Source organism: Streptomyces sp. NBC_00009, from assembly GCF_045040855.1.
GTDB classification, from domain to species: Bacteria; Actinomycetota; Actinomycetes; order Streptomycetales; family Streptomycetaceae; genus Streptomyces; species Streptomyces aureus.
The window spans coordinates 7,662,624-7,679,321 of sequence record NZ_CP108312.1; the positions used below are offsets into that span (position 1 = coordinate 7,662,624).

The 16,698-nt window shown below is 70.8% G+C and carries 13 protein-coding genes; 6 read left to right on the top strand and 7 right to left on the bottom strand.

Features of this window, described 5'->3' with window-relative positions:
• The first annotated feature begins 75 nt into the window (after positions 1-75).
• Positions 76-3,174, top strand: coding sequence for a ThuA domain-containing protein (locus OHA58_RS34715; RefSeq protein WP_405483672.1), 3,099 nt, complete (start codon positions 76-78; stop codon positions 3,172-3,174).
• Positions 3,175-3,244: 70 nt separating this feature from the next.
• Here the strand turns inward: OHA58_RS34715 and OHA58_RS34720 are convergent, their stop codons facing one another.
• Positions 3,245-4,423 (bottom strand): aminoglycoside phosphotransferase family protein, encoded by a 1,179-nt coding sequence (locus OHA58_RS34720; RefSeq protein WP_405483673.1) that lies wholly within the window; start codon positions 4,421-4,423, stop codon positions 3,245-3,247.
• A 232-nt stretch (positions 4,424-4,655) separates the two neighbouring features.
• Between OHA58_RS34720 and OHA58_RS34725 the strand changes: the two genes are divergently transcribed.
• Positions 4,656-6,155, top strand: a complete 1,500-nt coding sequence (locus OHA58_RS34725) for a hypothetical protein (RefSeq protein ID WP_405483674.1) — start codon at positions 4,656-4,658, stop codon at positions 6,153-6,155.
• 61 nt (positions 6,156-6,216) lie between these two features.
• On the opposite strand, the gene OHA58_RS34730 is transcribed toward OHA58_RS34725, so the two are convergent.
• The 3 genes from OHA58_RS34730 to OHA58_RS34740 form a co-directional block, all read right to left on the bottom strand.
• On the bottom strand, positions 6,217-7,647 hold the full coding sequence (locus OHA58_RS34730; protein ID WP_405483675.1) for a PP2C family protein-serine/threonine phosphatase: 1,431 nt from the start codon (positions 7,645-7,647) through the stop codon (positions 6,217-6,219).
• A 150-nt stretch (positions 7,648-7,797) separates the two neighbouring features.
• Positions 7,798-9,339 (bottom strand): glycoside hydrolase family 13 protein, encoded by a 1,542-nt coding sequence (locus tag OHA58_RS34735; protein ID WP_405483676.1) that lies wholly within the window; start codon positions 9,337-9,339, stop codon positions 7,798-7,800.
• A gap of 49 nt (positions 9,340-9,388) precedes the next feature.
• On the bottom strand, positions 9,389-10,708 hold the full coding sequence (locus OHA58_RS34740) for an RNA-guided endonuclease InsQ/TnpB family protein (RefSeq protein ID WP_405483677.1): 1,320 nt from the start codon (positions 10,706-10,708) through the stop codon (positions 9,389-9,391).
• Positions 10,709-10,734: 26 nt separating this feature from the next.
• Between OHA58_RS34740 and tnpA the strand changes: the two genes are divergently transcribed.
• Positions 10,735-11,169 carry an IS200/IS605 family transposase gene (gene tnpA / locus OHA58_RS34745; protein ID WP_405483678.1) on the top strand — a complete coding sequence of 145 codons (435 nt, stop codon included), beginning with the start codon at positions 10,735-10,737 and terminating at the stop codon, positions 11,167-11,169.
• A gap of 168 nt (positions 11,170-11,337) precedes the next feature.
• Here the strand turns inward: tnpA and OHA58_RS34750 are convergent, their stop codons facing one another.
• Together OHA58_RS34750 and OHA58_RS34755 are read right to left on the bottom strand one after the other, a co-directional pair.
• On the bottom strand, positions 11,338-12,312 hold the full coding sequence (locus OHA58_RS34750) for an LLM class flavin-dependent oxidoreductase (RefSeq protein ID WP_405483679.1): 975 nt from the start codon (positions 12,310-12,312) through the stop codon (positions 11,338-11,340).
• A 96-nt stretch (positions 12,313-12,408) separates the two neighbouring features.
• Complete coding sequence (locus OHA58_RS34755; RefSeq protein ID WP_405483680.1) at positions 12,409-12,855, bottom strand: hypothetical protein; 447 nt, start codon at positions 12,853-12,855, stop codon at positions 12,409-12,411.
• A gap of 238 nt (positions 12,856-13,093) precedes the next feature.
• Between OHA58_RS34755 and OHA58_RS34760 the strand changes: the two genes are divergently transcribed.
• The 3 genes from OHA58_RS34760 to OHA58_RS34770 all read left to right on the top strand — a co-directional run bounded on the left by OHA58_RS34760 (position 13,094) and on the right by OHA58_RS34770 (position 15,929).
• The gene (locus OHA58_RS34760) at positions 13,094-14,566 is read left to right on the top strand and encodes an MFS transporter (protein ID WP_405483681.1); all 1,473 of its coding nucleotides are present in this window, start codon (positions 13,094-13,096) and stop codon (positions 14,564-14,566) included.
• A gap of 61 nt (positions 14,567-14,627) precedes the next feature.
• Positions 14,628-15,023 carry a nitroreductase/quinone reductase family protein gene (locus OHA58_RS34765; protein WP_405483682.1) on the top strand — a complete coding sequence of 132 codons (396 nt, stop codon included), beginning with the start codon at positions 14,628-14,630 and terminating at the stop codon, positions 15,021-15,023.
• A 183-nt stretch (positions 15,024-15,206) separates the two neighbouring features.
• Positions 15,207-15,929 (top strand): PP2C family protein-serine/threonine phosphatase, encoded by a 723-nt coding sequence (locus OHA58_RS34770; RefSeq protein WP_405483683.1) that lies wholly within the window; start codon positions 15,207-15,209, stop codon positions 15,927-15,929.
• Positions 15,930-15,965: 36 nt separating this feature from the next.
• Here the strand turns inward: OHA58_RS34770 and OHA58_RS34775 are convergent, their stop codons facing one another.
• The gene (locus OHA58_RS34775) at positions 15,966-16,565 is read right to left on the bottom strand and encodes a DUF4232 domain-containing protein (RefSeq protein WP_405483684.1); all 600 of its coding nucleotides are present in this window, start codon (positions 16,563-16,565) and stop codon (positions 15,966-15,968) included.
• Positions 16,566-16,698 lie beyond the last annotated feature (133 nt).

A 16,698-nucleotide genomic window follows, 5' to 3' on the forward strand; every position in this document is an offset into this window, starting at 1 on the left:
GCACCCCGCAAGTCCGTCCACTGTTTCCACGGAAAGGACCACCTCATGGGATGTCATGCTCGTGACATCAGAGGCATGCGAAGAGCTGCCCTCGCGTTACTGACCGCACTGCTGCTCGCCGTCGGCTTCCTCCCCACCGGCGCCACGGCCGCGGGCAAGGCCCCCGCCTTCCGCGCGCTGCTCTTCACCAAGGCCGTCGGCTACGTCCACGGCTCCATCCCGGACGGCATCAAGATGGTCGAGGAGGAGGCCGCGGCGAACAACTTCGAGGTCGTCCAGACCGACGACTCGACCGTCTTCGACGACGCGAAGCTCAAGGACTTCGACGTCATCATCATGCTGCAGAACTCCGGCATGGTCTGGGACACCGACGGCCAGCGCGAGGCCCTGCAGAAGTACGTGCGCGGCGGCAAGGGCGTCGTCGCCATCCACAACACCCTCGACATGGGCGTCGAGGAGCAGTTCCCCTGGTGGGACGAGACCATCAACGGCGGCGCCCACATGCCCGCCCACTCACCCGGCGTGCTCCAGGGCACGGCCAAGGTCGCCGACCGCGTGCACCCCTCCACCAAGGGACTTCCCGAGCGCTGGGAGCGCCCCGAGGAGTGGTACAACTTCGACAAGGACCCCCGCGGCGACGTGCACGTCCTCGTCACCGCCGACGAGACCACGTACAACCCGGGCGGCTCCGCGATGGGCGCCGACCACCCCATCTCCTGGTGCCGCAACGCCGAGGGCGGCAAGGTGTGGGCGACCGCCATGGGCCACGACACCGCCTCCTACAGCGAACCCGCCTTCCGCGCCCATGTGCTCGGCGGCATCCAGTGGGCCGCGGGCGACAAGCCCGGCGACTGCGGGGGCACCGTCTGGTCCGGCTACGAGAAGACGGCACTCGACGACAACACCGCCGACCCGATGGAGCTCGACGTCGCCAAGGACGGCAAGGTCTTCTACATCCAGCGCAGCGGCGAGGTGAAGGTCTACGACCCCGCCACCCACACCACCGCGACCGCGGGCAAGCTCGACGTCTACACCGGCGGTGAGGACGGCCTCGTCGGCATGGAGCTCGACCCCGCGTTCAAGGACAACCACTGGATCTACCTGTACTACGCGCCGAAGGACGCCAAGGACGACGTCAACCGCCTCTCCCGCTTCACGGTCAAGTCGGACAACACCCTCGACCTCGCGAGCGAGAAGAAGCTCCTCGACGTCCCCGCCTACCGCGACCGCAGCTTCCCCGAGCCCGGACACACCGGCGGCGCCGTCGAGTTCGGCCCGAACCGCACCCTCTACCTCGGCGTCGGTGACGACACCCCGCCCAACCTCGACCCCGACTGGCAGGGCTACGCGCCGATCGACTGGCGCCCCGGCAAGCAGATGCTGGACGCCGCCCGCACGGCCGGCAATACCAACGACCTGCGCGGCAAGATCCTGCGCATCAAGCCCACCGACGCGGGCGGCTACACCATCCCCAAGGGCAACCTCTTCGCGAAGGGCACCGCGAAGACCCGGCCCGAGATCTACGCGATGGGCTTCCGCAACCCGTTCCGCTTCAACGTCGACCCCAAGAACGGCGCCGTCCACGTCTCCGACTACGGCCCCGACCGCGGCGGCCCGACGACCGACCGCGGACCCGAGGGCCTCGTCGAGTACAACGTCATCAAGAAGCCCGGCAACTACGGCTGGCCCTTCTGCCACGGCAACAACCAGCCGTACGCCCCCTACAACCCGGACACCAAGGAGGTCGGCGCCAAGTTCGACTGCGACAAGCCGGTCAACCCCTCGCCGAACAACACGGGCCTCAAGGACCTGCCGCCCGTGCAGCAGCCGGTGATCTGGTACGGCTACGGCAAGTCCAAGGAGTTCCCGGAGATGGGCGAGGGCGGCTCCGCGCCCATGAGCGGGCCCGTCTACCACTACGACGCGCAGAACCCGTCGAAGACCAAGTTCCCCGCCTACTTCGAGGGCGCGAGCTTCTTCTACGAGTGGGCCCGCGACCAGGTCAAGGAGATCCGCTTCGACCAGGACGGCAAGCTCCTCAAGATCAACGACTTCCTGAAGACCGCGAAGTTCGCCAAGCCGATGGACATGACCTTCGGCCCCGACGGTTCGCTCTACGTCCTCGAATGGGGCAGCCAGTTCGGCGGCGGCAACAACGACTCCGGGCTCTACCGGATCGACTACGCGCAAGGTCAGCGCGTACCGATCGCCGAGGCGAAGGCCTCCGTCACCAACGGCCCCACCCCGCTCGAGGTCTCCTTCTCCAGCGAGGGAAGCAAGGACCCCGACGGCGACCCGCTCACCTATGCCTGGGACTTCGACGGCGACGGCACCTACGACTCCACCGAGGCGAGCCCGAGCCACACCTACACGGCGAAGGGTGACTTCAACGCCCAGCTGAAGGTCACCGACTCCACCGGCAAGTCCGGCTACGCCAACGTCCCCGTCACCGCGGGCAACACCGCGCCCAAGGTGAAGATCGAGTTCCCCGTCGACGGCAAGCTCATCGACTTCGGCGACAAGATCCCGTACAAGGTGACCGTCACCGACCCCGAGGACGGCACGGTCGACTGCTCCAAGGTCACCGTCAACCCGGCCCTCGGCCACGACGACCACGAGCACCCCACCACCGACATCCCCGGCTGCGAAGGCACCGTGGACACCGGTGACCTGGGCGGCCACCCCGAGGGCGCCGACCTCACCTACGTACTCAACGCCAAGTACACCGACAAGGGAGGCGACGGCGTCAGCGCCCTGACCGGATACGGCCGTTCCGTACTTCAGCCGAAGCACAAGCAGGCCGAGTACTACGACGGCCAGTCCGGCACGCGCGTCGTCGCTCAGGAAGGTGCCGAGAACGGCAAGCGCATCGGCGACGTCAGCGACGGCGACTGGGTCGCGTTCGACCCGATGAGCGTCGAGGGCATCGGACAGGTGAGCTACAAACTGTCGTCACCGTACGGAGTCGGCTCCATCGAGTTGCGCGCGGACGCCCCCGACGGCAAGCTCCTGGCCACCACACCCGTCCCGAACACCGGCGGCTGGGACACCTACCGGGCCACACCCGCCGTCCCGGTCGACGCGCTGACCGGCACGCACAAGCTGTACCTCGTGTTCAAGTCCCCGCAGGACAACTCGTTCGACGTGGACGCCGTGCAGTTCAGCAACCCGTAGCCCCCAGAGCAAGTGCACACGAGAATCCGCGGTGCGCCGCTGTCCTGGCGCACCGCGGATTCTCGTCCCCTCAGCGAGTTCCGACCGCCGCACGCACGGCCCGGCGGGCCAGCTGGCAGTCGTCGTGCAGCCGCCTCAGCAGCAGCCGCTGTTCCTCGCCGGACGGCGCAGCACCGTGCGGGGCCGTGCCCGATGCCGCCGGGGTCGTGTCGTGCATCGAACGCTGCACGGCCGTCTCGTACGTCCGGATCTCCCGCGTCAGTACGAGCATCAGGTTCACCAGGAACGCGTCCCGCGCCGCGGGCCCGCCGGACTGTGCGAGCTGGCTGATCTGGCGCCGCGCCACCGGTGCGTCACCGAGCACCGACCACAGGGTCGCCAGGTCGTACCCCGGCAGGTACCAGCCCGCGTGCTCCCAGTCCACGAGCACGGGGCCCGCGGGGGACAGCAGGATGTTCGACAGCAGCGCGTCCCCGTGACAGAACTGGCCCATGCCCTGGCGGCCCGACGAGTGCGCGATGCCGTGCAGCAGCTTCTGCAGATCGCCCATGTCCCGGTCGGTGAGCAGACCGAGGTCGTGGTAGCGGGAGATCCGGTCCGCGTAATCGAGCGGCGCGTTGAACGTGCCGGCCGGCGGACGCCAGAGGTTGAGCCGGCAGATCGCGCTGAGCGCGGCCCGCACGTCCGCCCGGGGCGGTGCCTCGGCCGGGTGCCGCTGCAGGGCGGCGACCCGGCCGGGCATCCGCTCGATCACCAGCGTGCAGTTGTCGGGGTCCGCGGCGATCAGCCGCGGCACCCGGACCGGTGGCCGGTGCCGGACGAACGAGCGGTATGCCGCTATCTCATGGCGGATCCGCTCGGCCCAGACGGGGGATTGGTCCACTAAACACTTGGCGACGGCGGTGCTGCGCCCTGTGGTGCCGACGAGCAGCACGGACCGTCCACTGCGGCGCAGCACCTGCACCGGATTGAACTCCGGGCAGATCCGGTGCACCGAGGCGATCGCCGTGCGCAGCTGCGCGCCCTGGGGGCCGGACAAGTCGAGTCTCCCGCTGAGCGGTTGGGTGCCGAGCCCCGGGAGGCGCCTTGTCCGACCGGAGCCGAGCGCTGCGGTCGCAGGTCGCGCGGGGTCGAGGTAGGGGCCGCCGCCCGCCGGTGGGGCCTCCCCGGCGCGGCCGTTGCCGCGAGCCGGGGGCCGGGCGTAGAGCGGCCGGGGCGGGGCGGACACGGAGGACGATGCTGCGTACATGGGCGAACAGATCCCTTCGTGTGCCTGCGAGTTGCCTGCGCCACCCGCCCCGGGCACCGTGGTGCACCCTGGGGAGTGAGCCGCGGCAACCGGGTCGGGGTGGCGCATTCCTACCTGACACCCGGTGCCCACTGGCACACCATCTGGCGCACCCTGGCGAACCCTGGCGAATAGTCGCTCAGCAACTGACAGAGGGTTACTGTCAACTCAGCCGAGAACCTGGGGGCTTGACGTGAACGGACAACCCAACACCCGCCTGAACGACCTGTTCGGCCTCGCCGGCTGGTCCAAGGGGGAGCTCGCGAGGCTGGTCAACCGGCAGGCGGCGGCCATGGGCCACCCACAGCTGGCGACCGACACCTCGCGGGTGCGGCGTTGGATCGACATGGGAGAGATCCCGCGCGATCCGGTGCCACGGGTGCTGGCGGCGCTGTTCACCGAGCGACTCGGCCGTGTCGTGACCATCGAGGACCTCGGTCTGGTCCGGCACGGGCGCACTGGGAAACGGCGTGACGACGGGGCGGTTCAACACCCCGACGGAATGCCATGGGCGCCCGAGCGGACTGCTGCGGTCCTCACCGAATTCACGGGAATGGACCTCATGCTCAACCGACGCGGCTTGGTGGGCGCGGGTGCCGCGCTCACCGCAGGATCTGTACTCAACAGCGCCATGCACGACTGGCTGCAGACCGATCCGGCCCTCGCGGCCGACGCCCCACGATTCGAAGACCCCCTGCACGCCGACCCCGCTGGGTACGACCGCTACGAGGCCGCCCCCATCGGGTCGCAGGAGATCGAGGAACTGGAGCGCTCCGTCGAGGTGTTCCGGGCCTGGGACGCTGCCCGCGGTGGCGGTCTGCAACGCAAGGCGGTGGTGGGCCAGCTCAATGAAGTGGGCGGCATGCTCAGCTACCGGCAACCCGACCATCTCCATCGGCGCCTGTGGGGCGTCGCCGCCAACCTGGCCGTCCTCGCGGGCTGGATGTCCCACGACGTCGGCCTCGAACCCACGGCCCAGAAGTACTTCGTCATCGCCGCGCACGCGGCGCGGGAGGGCGGCGACCGGCCGCGCGCCGGGGAGGCCCTGTCCAGGGCGGCCCGTCAGATGGTGCACCTCGGCCGGCCCGACGACGCCCTCGACCTCATGAAGCTCGCCAAGTCCGGATCCGGCGACGAGACCCTGCCGCGTACCCGCGCCATGCTCTACACCATCGAGGCCTGGGCACAGGCGTCGATGGGCAAGGGCCAGGCCATGCGGCGCACCCTCGGCCAGGCGGAGGACCTCTTCGTCTCCGACAAGGGCGACGTGCCGCCGCCCAGCTGGATGCAGATGTTCGACGAGGCGGATCTGCACGGGATGCAGGCCCTGGCCTACCGCACCCTCGCCGACCACGAGCCGGCCGCGGCGAACACCGCGCAGCGCCACGCCAAGGAAGCCCTCGAACTGCGGGCGAACGGGCGGCAGCGGTCGCAGATCTTCGACTACATCTCGCTCGCGTCGGCCCTGTTCATCGCCGACGACCCGGAGCAGGCCGACCGGTACGCGCGCCTGGCGCTGGTGTCGATGGGGGCCAACTCCTCCCATCGCACCTGGGACCGGCTCCGCGAGATGTACCGGCTCACCGGGCAGTACGCGGGCTACCCGAAGATCGTGGACCTACGTGAGGAGATCAAGCTCGCGCTGCCGAACGCCCCCGGAAAGTCCACGGGAGGCAAGCGCGCCCAGGCGTGAACCTCCGGGGCACGCGGTCCGACTTCAACACGTGACCGACTTCAACACATGACCGTCTGCGTCAGGAGCCGATCCTGGCGACCAGCACACAGGCCTCGTCCGCGCGCTCGTACGCGGCGAACTCCTCGAAGACCGTCCGCACACAGTCCTGTGCGGTGGCGGCCTCGGCGAGTCGTGGCGCGAGATCGAGGAGCCTGTTCGCCGCCGCGGCGCCACTGCGGTGGGGGACCAGGCCGTCGGTGTGCAGCAGCAGCAGATCGCCGGCGCGGAGCGACTCCTCGGCCTGCCCGTACGTGGCACCGGGTGTCGCTCCGAGCAGCACGCCCTCCGGCGGCGTCAGCGCACGCCCTACCCCGTCGCGGAACAGCAGCGGGGCGGGGTGTCCCGCCTGCGCCCAGGTCAGGGTGCGCGACCGGGGATCGTAACGGCAGCAGACCGCGCTGCCCAGGGACGGCTGCACCGAGGTCTCGGTCAGCTGGTTGAGCCAGCCCATCAGCTCGTCGGGGCGGGTCCCCGTGACGGCCATGCCGCGCAGGGCGCCCAGGAGCATCGCCATGCCGGAGGTCACGGTCACGCCGTGTCCGGTCAGGCCGCCCACGCTCAACAGGGTCTGCCCGTCAGGCAGTTCGAGAGCGTCGTACCAGTCGCCGCCGACGAGCTCGCCCGTGGACGACGGCAGACAGCGGGCCGCGAGGTCGAGGTCGTGCGGCGCCCCCCGGGAGAACCGCAGGGAGCCACGCCACGGCGGCAGTACGGCCTCCTGGAGCTCGACCGCGAGCCGGTGTTCCGTCTGCTCGATGTGCCGCCGGCGCTGGAGCGAGTCATGGGTCTCGCGTACGGTCCGCTGGGTGCGGCGCAGCTCGCTGACATCGCGCAGGACCGCCCACATCGACGCGGTGGAGCCATCGGCGTCGAGCACGGGCTCGCCCATCATGTGCACCGTCCGGGCGGTGCCGTCGGCGCGCAGGACACGGAACTCGCCGTCGATCGGCTTCCCCTCGATGAGGCAGTCCGTCACCATCCTGGTGAGCATGGCCTGGTCATCGGTGTGCACGACGGACGGCAGTTCGTCGAGGGTCAGCGGGGGTGCACCTGGGTTGCGGCCGAGGATCTGGAACAGCTCCCCGGACCAGCTCGCCTCGTCGGTGAGGAGATTCCATTCGGCGCTGCCCACGCGGCTGAGCAGGGAACCGCTCTGCGGCTCGGCGGGCGCGGAGCCGCGTGCCTCGGGGATCAGGGAGTCCACGGCCGGACGCGGTGGCCCGTCGCGCAACTGCGCCAAGTGCTTGTCGAGGTCGCTGAGTTGGTGCACGGCCAGCTCGTAGAGGGCGCGCTGCCAGCGTCGCTCGGGGTCACCGTCGTCCGAGACGGCCTCGCGGCGCACGGCGTCGACGTCACCGAGCAGCCGACGCGTCTGCGTGATCAGCGCGTCGACCGAACCGTGCTCCGGCGGCTGGGCGGCGGGGCGGTCCGCGAAGACATGGGGTGACATGGCGTACTCCGATACAGGCGCGGCACGACCAAGACTGACGGAAGGACCGGTAATGACTGTCGCACAGCCGGACAGGCCCCGTAAGGGGTTTGGCAACACCCGGTGCGGTGATGCTTCTGGCATATACCTAAGTCCTCCCGGGCGTGCGGTTCACACGCGCAGCCACACCGCCGTGTCCCGCGGGAGCCTCCCCTCGTCGTCCAAGGGGCCACTGGCCAGCAGGAGACGTGAATGGGGCGGGAGCGCAGCGGCCGGATCGGCGAAGTTGACGACGCAGACCAGGCCCTCGCCCCGGGCAAGGGCCAGCACGTCAGGGGGACTTGGGAGCCAGCGCATCGGCCCGTCGCCGAAGCCCGGCTCCGTGCGGCGCAGGCGCAGCGCCTCGCGGTAGAGCGAGAGCATCGAGCCAGGATCGGCGTCCTGCCGCGCGGCGGCGTACATCCCCCAGTCCGCCGGCTGCGGCAGCCAGGGCTCCCCGGCCGACCCGAAGCCGTACGAAGAACCGTCCTGCGTCCAGGGCAGGGGCACCCGGCAGCCGTCGCGGCCCGGGTCGGTGCCGCCGGAGCGGAAGTGCATCGGGTCCTCGATGCGTCCGGGCGGTACCTCCGCCTCGGGCAGGCCCAGCTCCTCCCCCTGGTAGAGGTAGACGGCCCCCGGCAGGACCAGCGACAGCAGCGCCGCCGCGCGCGCCCTGCGGGTGCCGAGCGCCAGGTCCGTGGGCGTGCCGAAGCGCTTCGACGCGAACGCGAACGTCGTGTCCGACCGGCCGTAGCGGGTCACCGTCCGCGTCACGTCGTGGTTGCACAGGACCCAGGTCGCGGGAGCCCCCACCGGCGCGTGGTGGGCCAGCGTCATGTCGATGGAGTCACACAGCTCCGCCGCGTCCCACGGGCGCGACAGGAAGTCGAAGTTGAAGGCCGTGTGCAGCTCGTCGGGGTGCAGATAGCGGGAGAAGCGCTCGGGGTCGGGGACCCACAGCTCACCGATGAGCACGCCGTCGTACTCGTCGGCGACGGCCCGCCAGGAGCGGTAGATCGTGTGCAGCTCGTCCCGGTCGACATAGCCGCTGGTGTCGTCCGCGGCGGCGTCAGCGAGCGCCGGGTCCTTGGCGAGCAGCGCCGCCGAGTCGACGCGTACGCCCGACGCGCCCCGCTGGAACCAGAACCGCAGCACCTCCTCGTGCTCGTGGCGTACGGCGGGGTGCGCCCAGTTGAGGTCGGGCTGCTCGGGCGTGAAGAGATGCAGGTACCACTCCCCGTCGGGGACACGGGTCCAGGTCTCGCCGGCGAACTGGGACGGCCAGTTGTTGGGAGGCAGTTCGCCGTGCGCGCCCCGGCCGGGCCGGAAGTGGAACAGCTCGCGCTCGGGGCTGCCGGGGCCTGCCGCGAGCGCGGCCCTGAACCAGGCGTGCCGGTCGGAGACATGGTTGGGCACGACGTCGACGATGACGCGGATGCCGAGGTCCCGGGCCTCCTCGATGAGCTTCTCCGCCTCGGTGAGCGTGCCGAACGACGGGTCGATCGCCCGGTAGTCGGCGACGTCGTAACCGCCGTCCGCCATCGGGGAGCGGTACCAGGGGGTGAACCAGATCGCGTCGATCCCCAGCCGGGCCAGGTGCGGCAGCCGGGCTCTGACCCCCGCGAGATCGCCCGTGCCGTCGCCGTCGCCGTCGGCGAAGCTGCGTACGTACACCTGTTGAAGTGCTCTCCTCCCTTCGCAAGCTCAGGAACGAGATTCCCACCTACCTTGCGGCGGCGGGCTTGGCGCCACGGGTGCGCCTGACGACTGCCTTCCCGGCAGCCGGGATCGCCACGAGGCCGATCCGGTACAGGTGCAAAACGTTCCGGGCAGCGTTGTGGTCGGCGTTGCCTTCCCAGCCGCAGTCGGGGTTCTTGCATACGAACGTGGCCTGGCCTTCCCGGCTGCCGGGCGTGAGGAAGCCGCACGCGGAGCAGCGCAGGGAAGTGTTCGGGGCGGGAACCTTGTGCAGGGTGCCGCCGTGGCGGGCGGTCTTGTACGTCAGCATTGTCACGGTGCGGCCCCATGCCTCTTGGCTGATGGAGCGGTTCAGGCCGGACTTGGCGGCGACGTTCTTGCCTGGTTCCTTGATGGTGCCCTTGGCGGACTTGACCATGTTCGTGATGGTGAGTGCTTCGACCACGACTACGCCGTAGGTGCGGGCGAGGGCGGTGGTGGTCTGGTGCTGCCAGTCAACGGCGCGGCGCGTGGCTCTTGCGCGGAGCTGCTTGATCTGGTCGTAGATGCGGTGCAGCCGATTCGAGCTGCGCTCTTTCGGCTTGCGGAAGGACTTGCGGTGCGCGGCTTGCCGCTCCAGACGGAGCAGCTTGGCCTTCTCGTCCGGATTCAGCCACTTGTCCCGGTCGGCGGTGCCGTCCGGGAGCCGGGGCGGCCGGTCGTGGTCTTGGTGGTTGCCGTCGGACAGGGCGAGGGGAAGGTTGACCCCGGCGTCGATGCCGATCTCCGGGCCGGTGTGCGGCTCAGGCTTCGGCTCCAGAGACTGAACGCGGAAGGCGATGTGCCAGCCGAGCGCGTCCTTGACCAGGCGCGCGCCGGTGATGCGGTTCTCCGTGTCGGCGTGCTTGCCGACCGGGAGATCCTTGGTCCAGCGGAAGCGGACACGTCCGACCTTGGGGATGTTGACCATGCCCCATCGGCGGTGCACCCGCTTCATCTGGAGATCGCGGCCCTGCGGGATGTCCACGGACATGACGGTGCGGAAGCGGGCCTTGAAGTTCGGCTCGTCCGCCCGCCCGTCCCAGCAGTTCTTCCACGCCTGCATGTACGTCTTGAGTGCTGCCTGCGCGGCCTGCGCGGGCAGCACCCCATACCAGTCGATCTCCTTGCGCGCCTGCCGCACGGTCTGATCCAAGCGCGACGGGGAGCGCTGACACCTCGGCGTCATCTGCCACAGGTCGTGGAGCTGATTCCACATCGCTCGTGCAGCGTGCGCCTGGCCGTCCATGAGCCGGATCTGTGCAGGCGTCACCGCCAGCCGGGCACGGTGCCCGAACTGCCGCTTCTCCCACACAAGTTCGCTCATGGCGATCAACCTACTACAGTTGGCCTATGTCGCCACGATGGATCCCCAATCCTGACGTGCGCACCGGGCACCACGTCGTCTACAACCTGCACGTCCACTTGGTTTTTGTCACCAAGTACAGGCGCAAGGCGTTCACCGATGCCATGCTGACGCGCACCGAGGAGATCATGCGCGAGGTCTGTGCGGACTTCGAGGCCGAGCTCAAGCAGTTCAACGGCGAGCAGGACCATGTGCACCTGCTCGTGCACTACCCGCCGAAAGAAGTCCAGCTCTCCAAGCTGGTCAACTCCCTCAAGGGCGTGTCCTCCCGCAGGCTCCGCCAGGAGTACAGCGCGCACGTCCGCCGTTACCTGTGGGGAGGACACTTCTGGTCCGGCTCGTACTTCGCCGGGTCCTGCGGCGGGGCACCGCTGACCGTCGTCAAGCAGTACATCGAGAATCAGCAGCGCCCCGTGGGCTGAGGACAACACTGCGGGCCCGTGCGTACGGTGCGGGTCAGAGCAGTTCTGAGATGGCCTTCACCCCCGCCGTAAACGGCGCAGCACGGCCAAAGATCAGAGGTAGAGAGCGGCGGAACGCCACCAGTCGCCGGCGGCTGTCTCCGGGTCCTGGACACGGGAGGTATCCCTTCAGGGGGTGGTGGGGCTGCTCATGGTCCCCGGCGTCAGCGCACGTCGCCCGTGGCCGGATCGACGACCTGCTCCACGAGGACCTCCAGGACGCGGCGGTCCTCGTCGGCCGTGGCGCGCACGGCCGGGTCGCCCGGGTAGGTGTCGAACAGCACGTGTGTGGCGCCGAGTTCGGCCAACGCGTGCAGGTCGGCGCGGACCTGGTCGACGCTGCCGTGGCCGAGCGGGCGGTCCTCGGTGTCGGGCCGCGCCCCGAGCGCGATCTGCAGCCGCGGCACGAGCTCCGGCACGAGCCGCCCGGCCTTCTCGGCCTCGGCGGCCACGACCGGCAGCTTCGCGCGCAGGCCCTGAAGGGTCGGCATGAAGGGGTGCCATCCCTCGCCCAGGCGCGCGGCCCTGCGCAGCGCGGCGGGCGAGTCGCCGCCGACCCAGACCGGCAGCTGCGCGGCAGCGGGGGCGGGGGCCGTACGGATGCCCTCGTACGAGACGTAGCGCCCCTCGAAGGTGCACGGGTCCTGCGCCCAGGCGGCGCGGATCGCACGGGTCCTGCGCCCAGGCGGCGCGGATCGCGGCCAGATACTCGTCGGTGATGGCGCCGCGCTCCTCGAACGGGACGCCCAGCGCGCGGTACTCGGCGGCCGACCAGCCGACGCCCGCGCCGAGGATGAACCCGGCGTCGTTCAGCTGGTCGATGTTGGCCGCAAGCCGCGCCGTCTGGAGCGGGTGCCGGTACGGGATGACGGTGATGGTCGTGCCGAGCCGAAGCCCCGGGACCCGCCCCGCGAGATGCGCGGCCAGGACGAACTGGTCGTAGAACGGGGCGGGGTACACCTCGTGCACGTCGGGGGTGACGGCTATGTGGTCGGAGATCATCGCGAATGTGAAGCCCAGCGCGCGGGCGTCCGTCGCCTGGCGCTCGAGGGTTCGCGGGGTCGTGCCAGAGCCGAAGTTCAGAAGGTTCACGCCGAATCGCATGATCCTCAGTCTTGATGATCATGGGCGAGCTTGTCGAACCGGGGTTGCCGAAGAGGGGGTGGGGTAACCCGGCCCCGCCCCCGGTGCGCCGCGGGGTCAGCGCGCCCAGAAGGGCACGGGGGCGCAGGTGTTTGCGCAGGTGTAGGAGCCCGGCATCAACAGGCCCGCGTCGTCCTCGTAGTTGCCGCCGCCCGCGAAGTAGACCTCGGGCGTCCAGCCCCAACGGCCGTTGTCCGCCCGGGTGCTGGCCCACCAGTTGTTCTCCGCGGCGCCGTCCCGGTACGTCTCGCCCTTCATCTCGGTGACGAACCAGTTGGCCGCGCCGCCCTGTTCCAGGTAGCCGACCACGGGGGAACCGGGGGAGCGGCTCGCGTGGACCGGGACGTGGCCGCGCGTGAGGTTGCAGTACATGACGTCGGTCCCGGGCCAGGTGCGACCCGACGGCGGGTCGACCAGGTCCCGCTCGACGGTGTTGTGGCACGGCACGTTGTCGGTGGCCTGCGCCGGGGTGACGGCCGGTCCGGCGAGGCCGGCCAGTGCCACGACGGCGAGCGCCGTCAGTCGGACGCCGAGGGGGTGCGCATAGAGGGGTGATCCTTCGCTCGGGGGTGGGCGAGGGGGACGTTACGGCGGGGTGTCCGGTCGGCAGCGGCGATGACACGGCACGTCGGGGTGAGGGCGGACAGCATCCACCTGCCGCGCCCAACTGCAGGGTTGTCATATCAAACTCACTCACGCTAGGTTGCCGTGCGTGATGGTTGGAAAATCAAACTCAGTCGGTGTGGCGGATGCGTCTGCCGGGAGCTCGGGCGCCGCTTCGGCCTCCGGTTCGGGGGCGGGTTCGGGTTCGGGCGGGCCGGCATCCGGCAGGACCGGTTCGGCCACCGCGTGGATCGTCACCGTGGGCGTCTTCGTCGTGAACCTCGACCTGTTCATCGTCAACGTCGCCGTGCCCGCCCTCGCCACCTCCTTCGACGACGCCTCGCTCGCCTCCCTGTCCTGGGTCCTGAACGCCTACGCGATCGTGTTCGCGGCCCTGCTCGTGGCCGCCGGACGCCTCGCCGACCGGTACGGACACCGCCGCGGTTTCCTGCTGGGCCTCGCGGTGTTCACCGTCGCCTCCGCGCTGTGCGCCGTTGCCCCCGGAGTCGGCTGGCTCGTCGCGGCGCGTGCCCTCCAGGCCGCGGGCGCCGCCGCCCTCATGCCGACGTCGCTCGCGCTGCTGCTCGTCGCGACCCCGGTGGAGCGCCGCCCGCGCGCCATTCGCAGTTGGGCCGCCATCGGGGGGATCGCCGCCGGCCTCGGCCCCGTGGCGGGCGGGCTGCTCGTGGAGGCCGACTGGCGCTGGGTCTTCCTCGTCAACGTGCCGGTCGGCACGGCCGGCCTCGTGGCCGGTATCCGGCTGCTGCCCGCCGACCGTCACGACCGCAGCGGCCCCTTGCCCGACCTGGCGGGCGCCGTCCTCCTCACCCTCGCCATCGGCTCCCTGGCGCTCGGCCTCGTCAAGGCCGAGGCATGGGGCTGGAGTTCGGGCCGTGTGCTCGGCTCGCTGGCTATCGCGGTGATCCTCGCGGCGGGGTTCTGGCTGCGGTCGGCCCGGCACCCGGTGCCCATCGTCGAACTCCCGCTCCTGCGCATCCCCGCCTTCGCGTTCGCCACGCTCGCCGCACTCCTCTTCACGGTGGCGTTCGCCGCGATGCTGCTCACCTCCGTCCTGTGGTGCCAGCAGGTGTGGGGCTACTCGGCGATCCGTACCGGACTGGCCATCGCGCCGGGTCCGCTGGTCGTCCCCGTGCTCGCCGTCGCGTCAGGACCCGTCGTGCGACGGCTCGGTGCGGGCCGCACGGCGGCGGCCGGCTGCCTCCTCTTCGCAGGCGGTCTCGTGTGGTGGGCCCTCGCCCTGGACGCGGCACCGCACTACGCCGCCGCGTTCCTGCCCGGCATACTCCTCACCGGCGTCGGCGTCGGGTTCGCCCTGCCGACCCTCGTGGGGGCGGCCGCCACGGCGCTGCCGCCCGGCCGGTTCGCCACCGGGTCCGCGGTCACGACGATGGCCCGGCAGACGGGCTCCGTCCTCGGAGTGGCCGTGATGGTCGGCCTCATCGGCGAGCCCCGCGCGGCGGAAGCGTCCCTCACGGCGTTCCGCCACGGCTGGCTGACCGCCGCGGTCGTCGGGGCGCTCGCGGTGGCGGCGGCCCTGGCGCTGCCCCGCCCGGCACCCGCCGCCGCGGCCCCGGCGAAGGCACCTGCCTGACCCGGTCCGCCGGGTCACCTAGAGTGCGGCGGGTAGTCACAGTGCCGACGGAGGGACGCGTATGTCGCGGTATCGCGAGTTCAAGTTCAGGGCCGTGACGTCGTTCCAGCGGCGTATCGGCAACCCGCTCCTCTCCCGGCTCCCCGGCCAGATCCTGCTGGAGACCACCGGCCGCACGTCCGGGCTGCCCCGGCGCACCCCGGTCGGCGGTCGCCTGGTCGGCCGTGAGTTCTGGTGGGTGTCCGAGTACGGCGACAAGTCGCAGTACGTACGCAACATCCAGGCCGACCCCAAGATCCGCGTCCGGATCAAGGGACGCTGGCACACGGGCACGGCACACCTGCTGCCGGACGACGACGCCCGCGCGCGGCTGAAGAACCTGCCGCGGTACAACAGCGCCGCCGTGCGTGCCCTCGGCACGAACCTGCTGACGCTGCGGGCCGACCTCGCCGACTGAGGCGGCCCGCCGTGCGGTTACGTGAACTGGCGTGCGCCGGCACGAAGTTGACGACCTGGGGGCTGCGGGATCAGGTGGGAACGGATTCGGTGACAATCGGTTACCGGGCGCGCTCGACTGGCTACACTTGCGCGGCGCGTCACGTCGGGCAGCACGTCCGGCCGCACCCCGGAAGGTCCCTGCATGACTGCCCGTTCCCAGCCGGTCTCCCCTCTCCCCGAGCGGGTCGGCACGCTGCGCGTCAGCGCCCGGCACCTGGCGAACGCCACCGTCGCGCCGGTGGAGAGAAGCCCCGCGGGAGCGGGCGGCGACGTGTACGGAGCCATTGAATCCCCTTATGGCACACGCCTGTTGATGGGTGACGTCATGGGCAAAGGCCGCGCGCTCGCCCGCACCGCGGACAGTGTCTTACGCGCCTGGCGCGATCTTGCCGCCTGTGAGGCGCGGCTGGAGGGCATCGCCGTACGGCTGCACTCGCTGGTCGCGCACTCGGACGAACCCGACCGCTTCGTCACGGCGACCCTGCTCAGCGTCGAATCCGACGGATCCGCCCAACTGGTCTGCTGCGGACACCCGCCGCCCGTCCTGCTGCGCGACGGCGCCGCCGTCCACGCCGCGGTCCCCGCGCCCGCACCGCCGCTCGGCCTGCTCGACCTCCACTCCGGATGGTGTGCCGCCCAGCCCGTGCCGGCCACCGCCTGGGAGTGCATGCTGCTCTACACGGACGGGGTGAGCGAGGCCAGGGACGCGCGCGGAGCGTTCTACCCGCTGGCGGAGCGGGCCGCCGCCCTGGGGAACGAGGTCCTCGAAGACTTCACCGACGCCCTCGCCGCCGACCTGCTCCGCCACGCGGAGGGCCGGCTCCAGGACGACGCCTCGCTTCTCGCGGTCCGCGCCGCGGCCTGATGCGAGGTGGGCGAGGGGTCAGAGGCGGGCGAGGGGTCAGACCTTGAGGACCCCCGCGCCGTCGGACTCGGCCAGAGCCTCGTCCGCCAGGGCCCGCGTCGGCTGCCACAGAGTTGTCACCGGCGACCAGACGCGCAGCCCGCCCGGCTCGGAAAGTGAGGCGGCGGTGAATTTCTTGCCGTTGTGTTCCGGATTCGCCGCCACCACGACGTAGCCGACCGACCGGGCGTCGCTGTCATCGCTCGCGGACAGGGACCGCACGGCGGCGTGGGCCGTCTTCCCGGCGTCGAGCTTGTACGCGGAGCTGCCGGAGAGCGGGAACGGGAGGGCGGCCCCGTCCAGATTGCCGTACGTGACCAGCGGCACGCGGTCCACGAGACAGGCGCGCGAGGAGTGGTTCTTGACGCTCAGGCGCAGGACGTGGTCCTGGCCCGCCGGGGCCGCCTTCATCGTCAGCGCGTTCTCCGCGCAGGGCTTGAGGGCGGCGGCCGGTGCGGCGGCGGGGTGCGCGGGGCGGGTGTCGGCCGACGCTGCGGTGGCGGACGCGCCGGTGGCGGACGCGCCGGTGGCGGACGCGCCGGTGGCGGACGCGAGCAGCGCGGCGGCGGAGGCGGCAAGGACGGTGCGAGTGAGCATCAGTCTGGTCTCCCGGCGAACAGTGGCTTTCACATTTCACCTGAAACAACGCTTATGGAGCGTATCTCGGATGGGCGCGTCTGCCCACGCCGGTGCCCGTGCCGCTGCCGTGACCGCAGGTGCCACGGGTTTC

Excerpts from the sequence above, each read along its gene's own strand:
- OHA58_RS34730 (WP_405483675.1), bottom strand. The coding sequence starts at position 7,647 with ATGTCACCCCATGTCTTCGCGGACCGCCCCGCCGCCCAGCCGCCGGAG.
- OHA58_RS34765 (WP_405483682.1), top strand. The coding sequence starts at position 14,628 with ATGTCGCGGTATCGCGAGTTCAAGTTCAGGGCCGTGACGTCGTTCCAG.
- OHA58_RS34770 (WP_405483683.1), top strand. The coding sequence starts at position 15,207 with ATGACTGCCCGTTCCCAGCCGGTCTCCCCTCTCCCCGAGCGGGTCGGC.
- OHA58_RS34775 (WP_405483684.1), bottom strand. The coding sequence starts at position 16,565 with ATGCTCACTCGCACCGTCCTTGCCGCCTCCGCCGCCGCGCTGCTCGCG.
- OHA58_RS34740 (WP_405483677.1), bottom strand. The coding sequence starts at position 10,708 with ATGAGCGAACTTGTGTGGGAGAAGCGGCAGTTCGGGCACCGTGCCCGG.
- OHA58_RS34750 (WP_405483679.1), bottom strand. The coding sequence starts at position 12,312 with ATGCGATTCGGCGTGAACCTTCTGAACTTCGGCTCTGGCACGACCCCG.
- OHA58_RS34715 (WP_405483672.1), top strand. The coding sequence starts at position 76 with ATGCGAAGAGCTGCCCTCGCGTTACTGACCGCACTGCTGCTCGCCGTC.
- OHA58_RS34720 (WP_405483673.1), bottom strand. The coding sequence starts at position 4,423 with ATGTACGCAGCATCGTCCTCCGTGTCCGCCCCGCCCCGGCCGCTCTAC.
- tnpA (WP_405483678.1), top strand. The coding sequence starts at position 10,735 with ATGTCGCCACGATGGATCCCCAATCCTGACGTGCGCACCGGGCACCAC.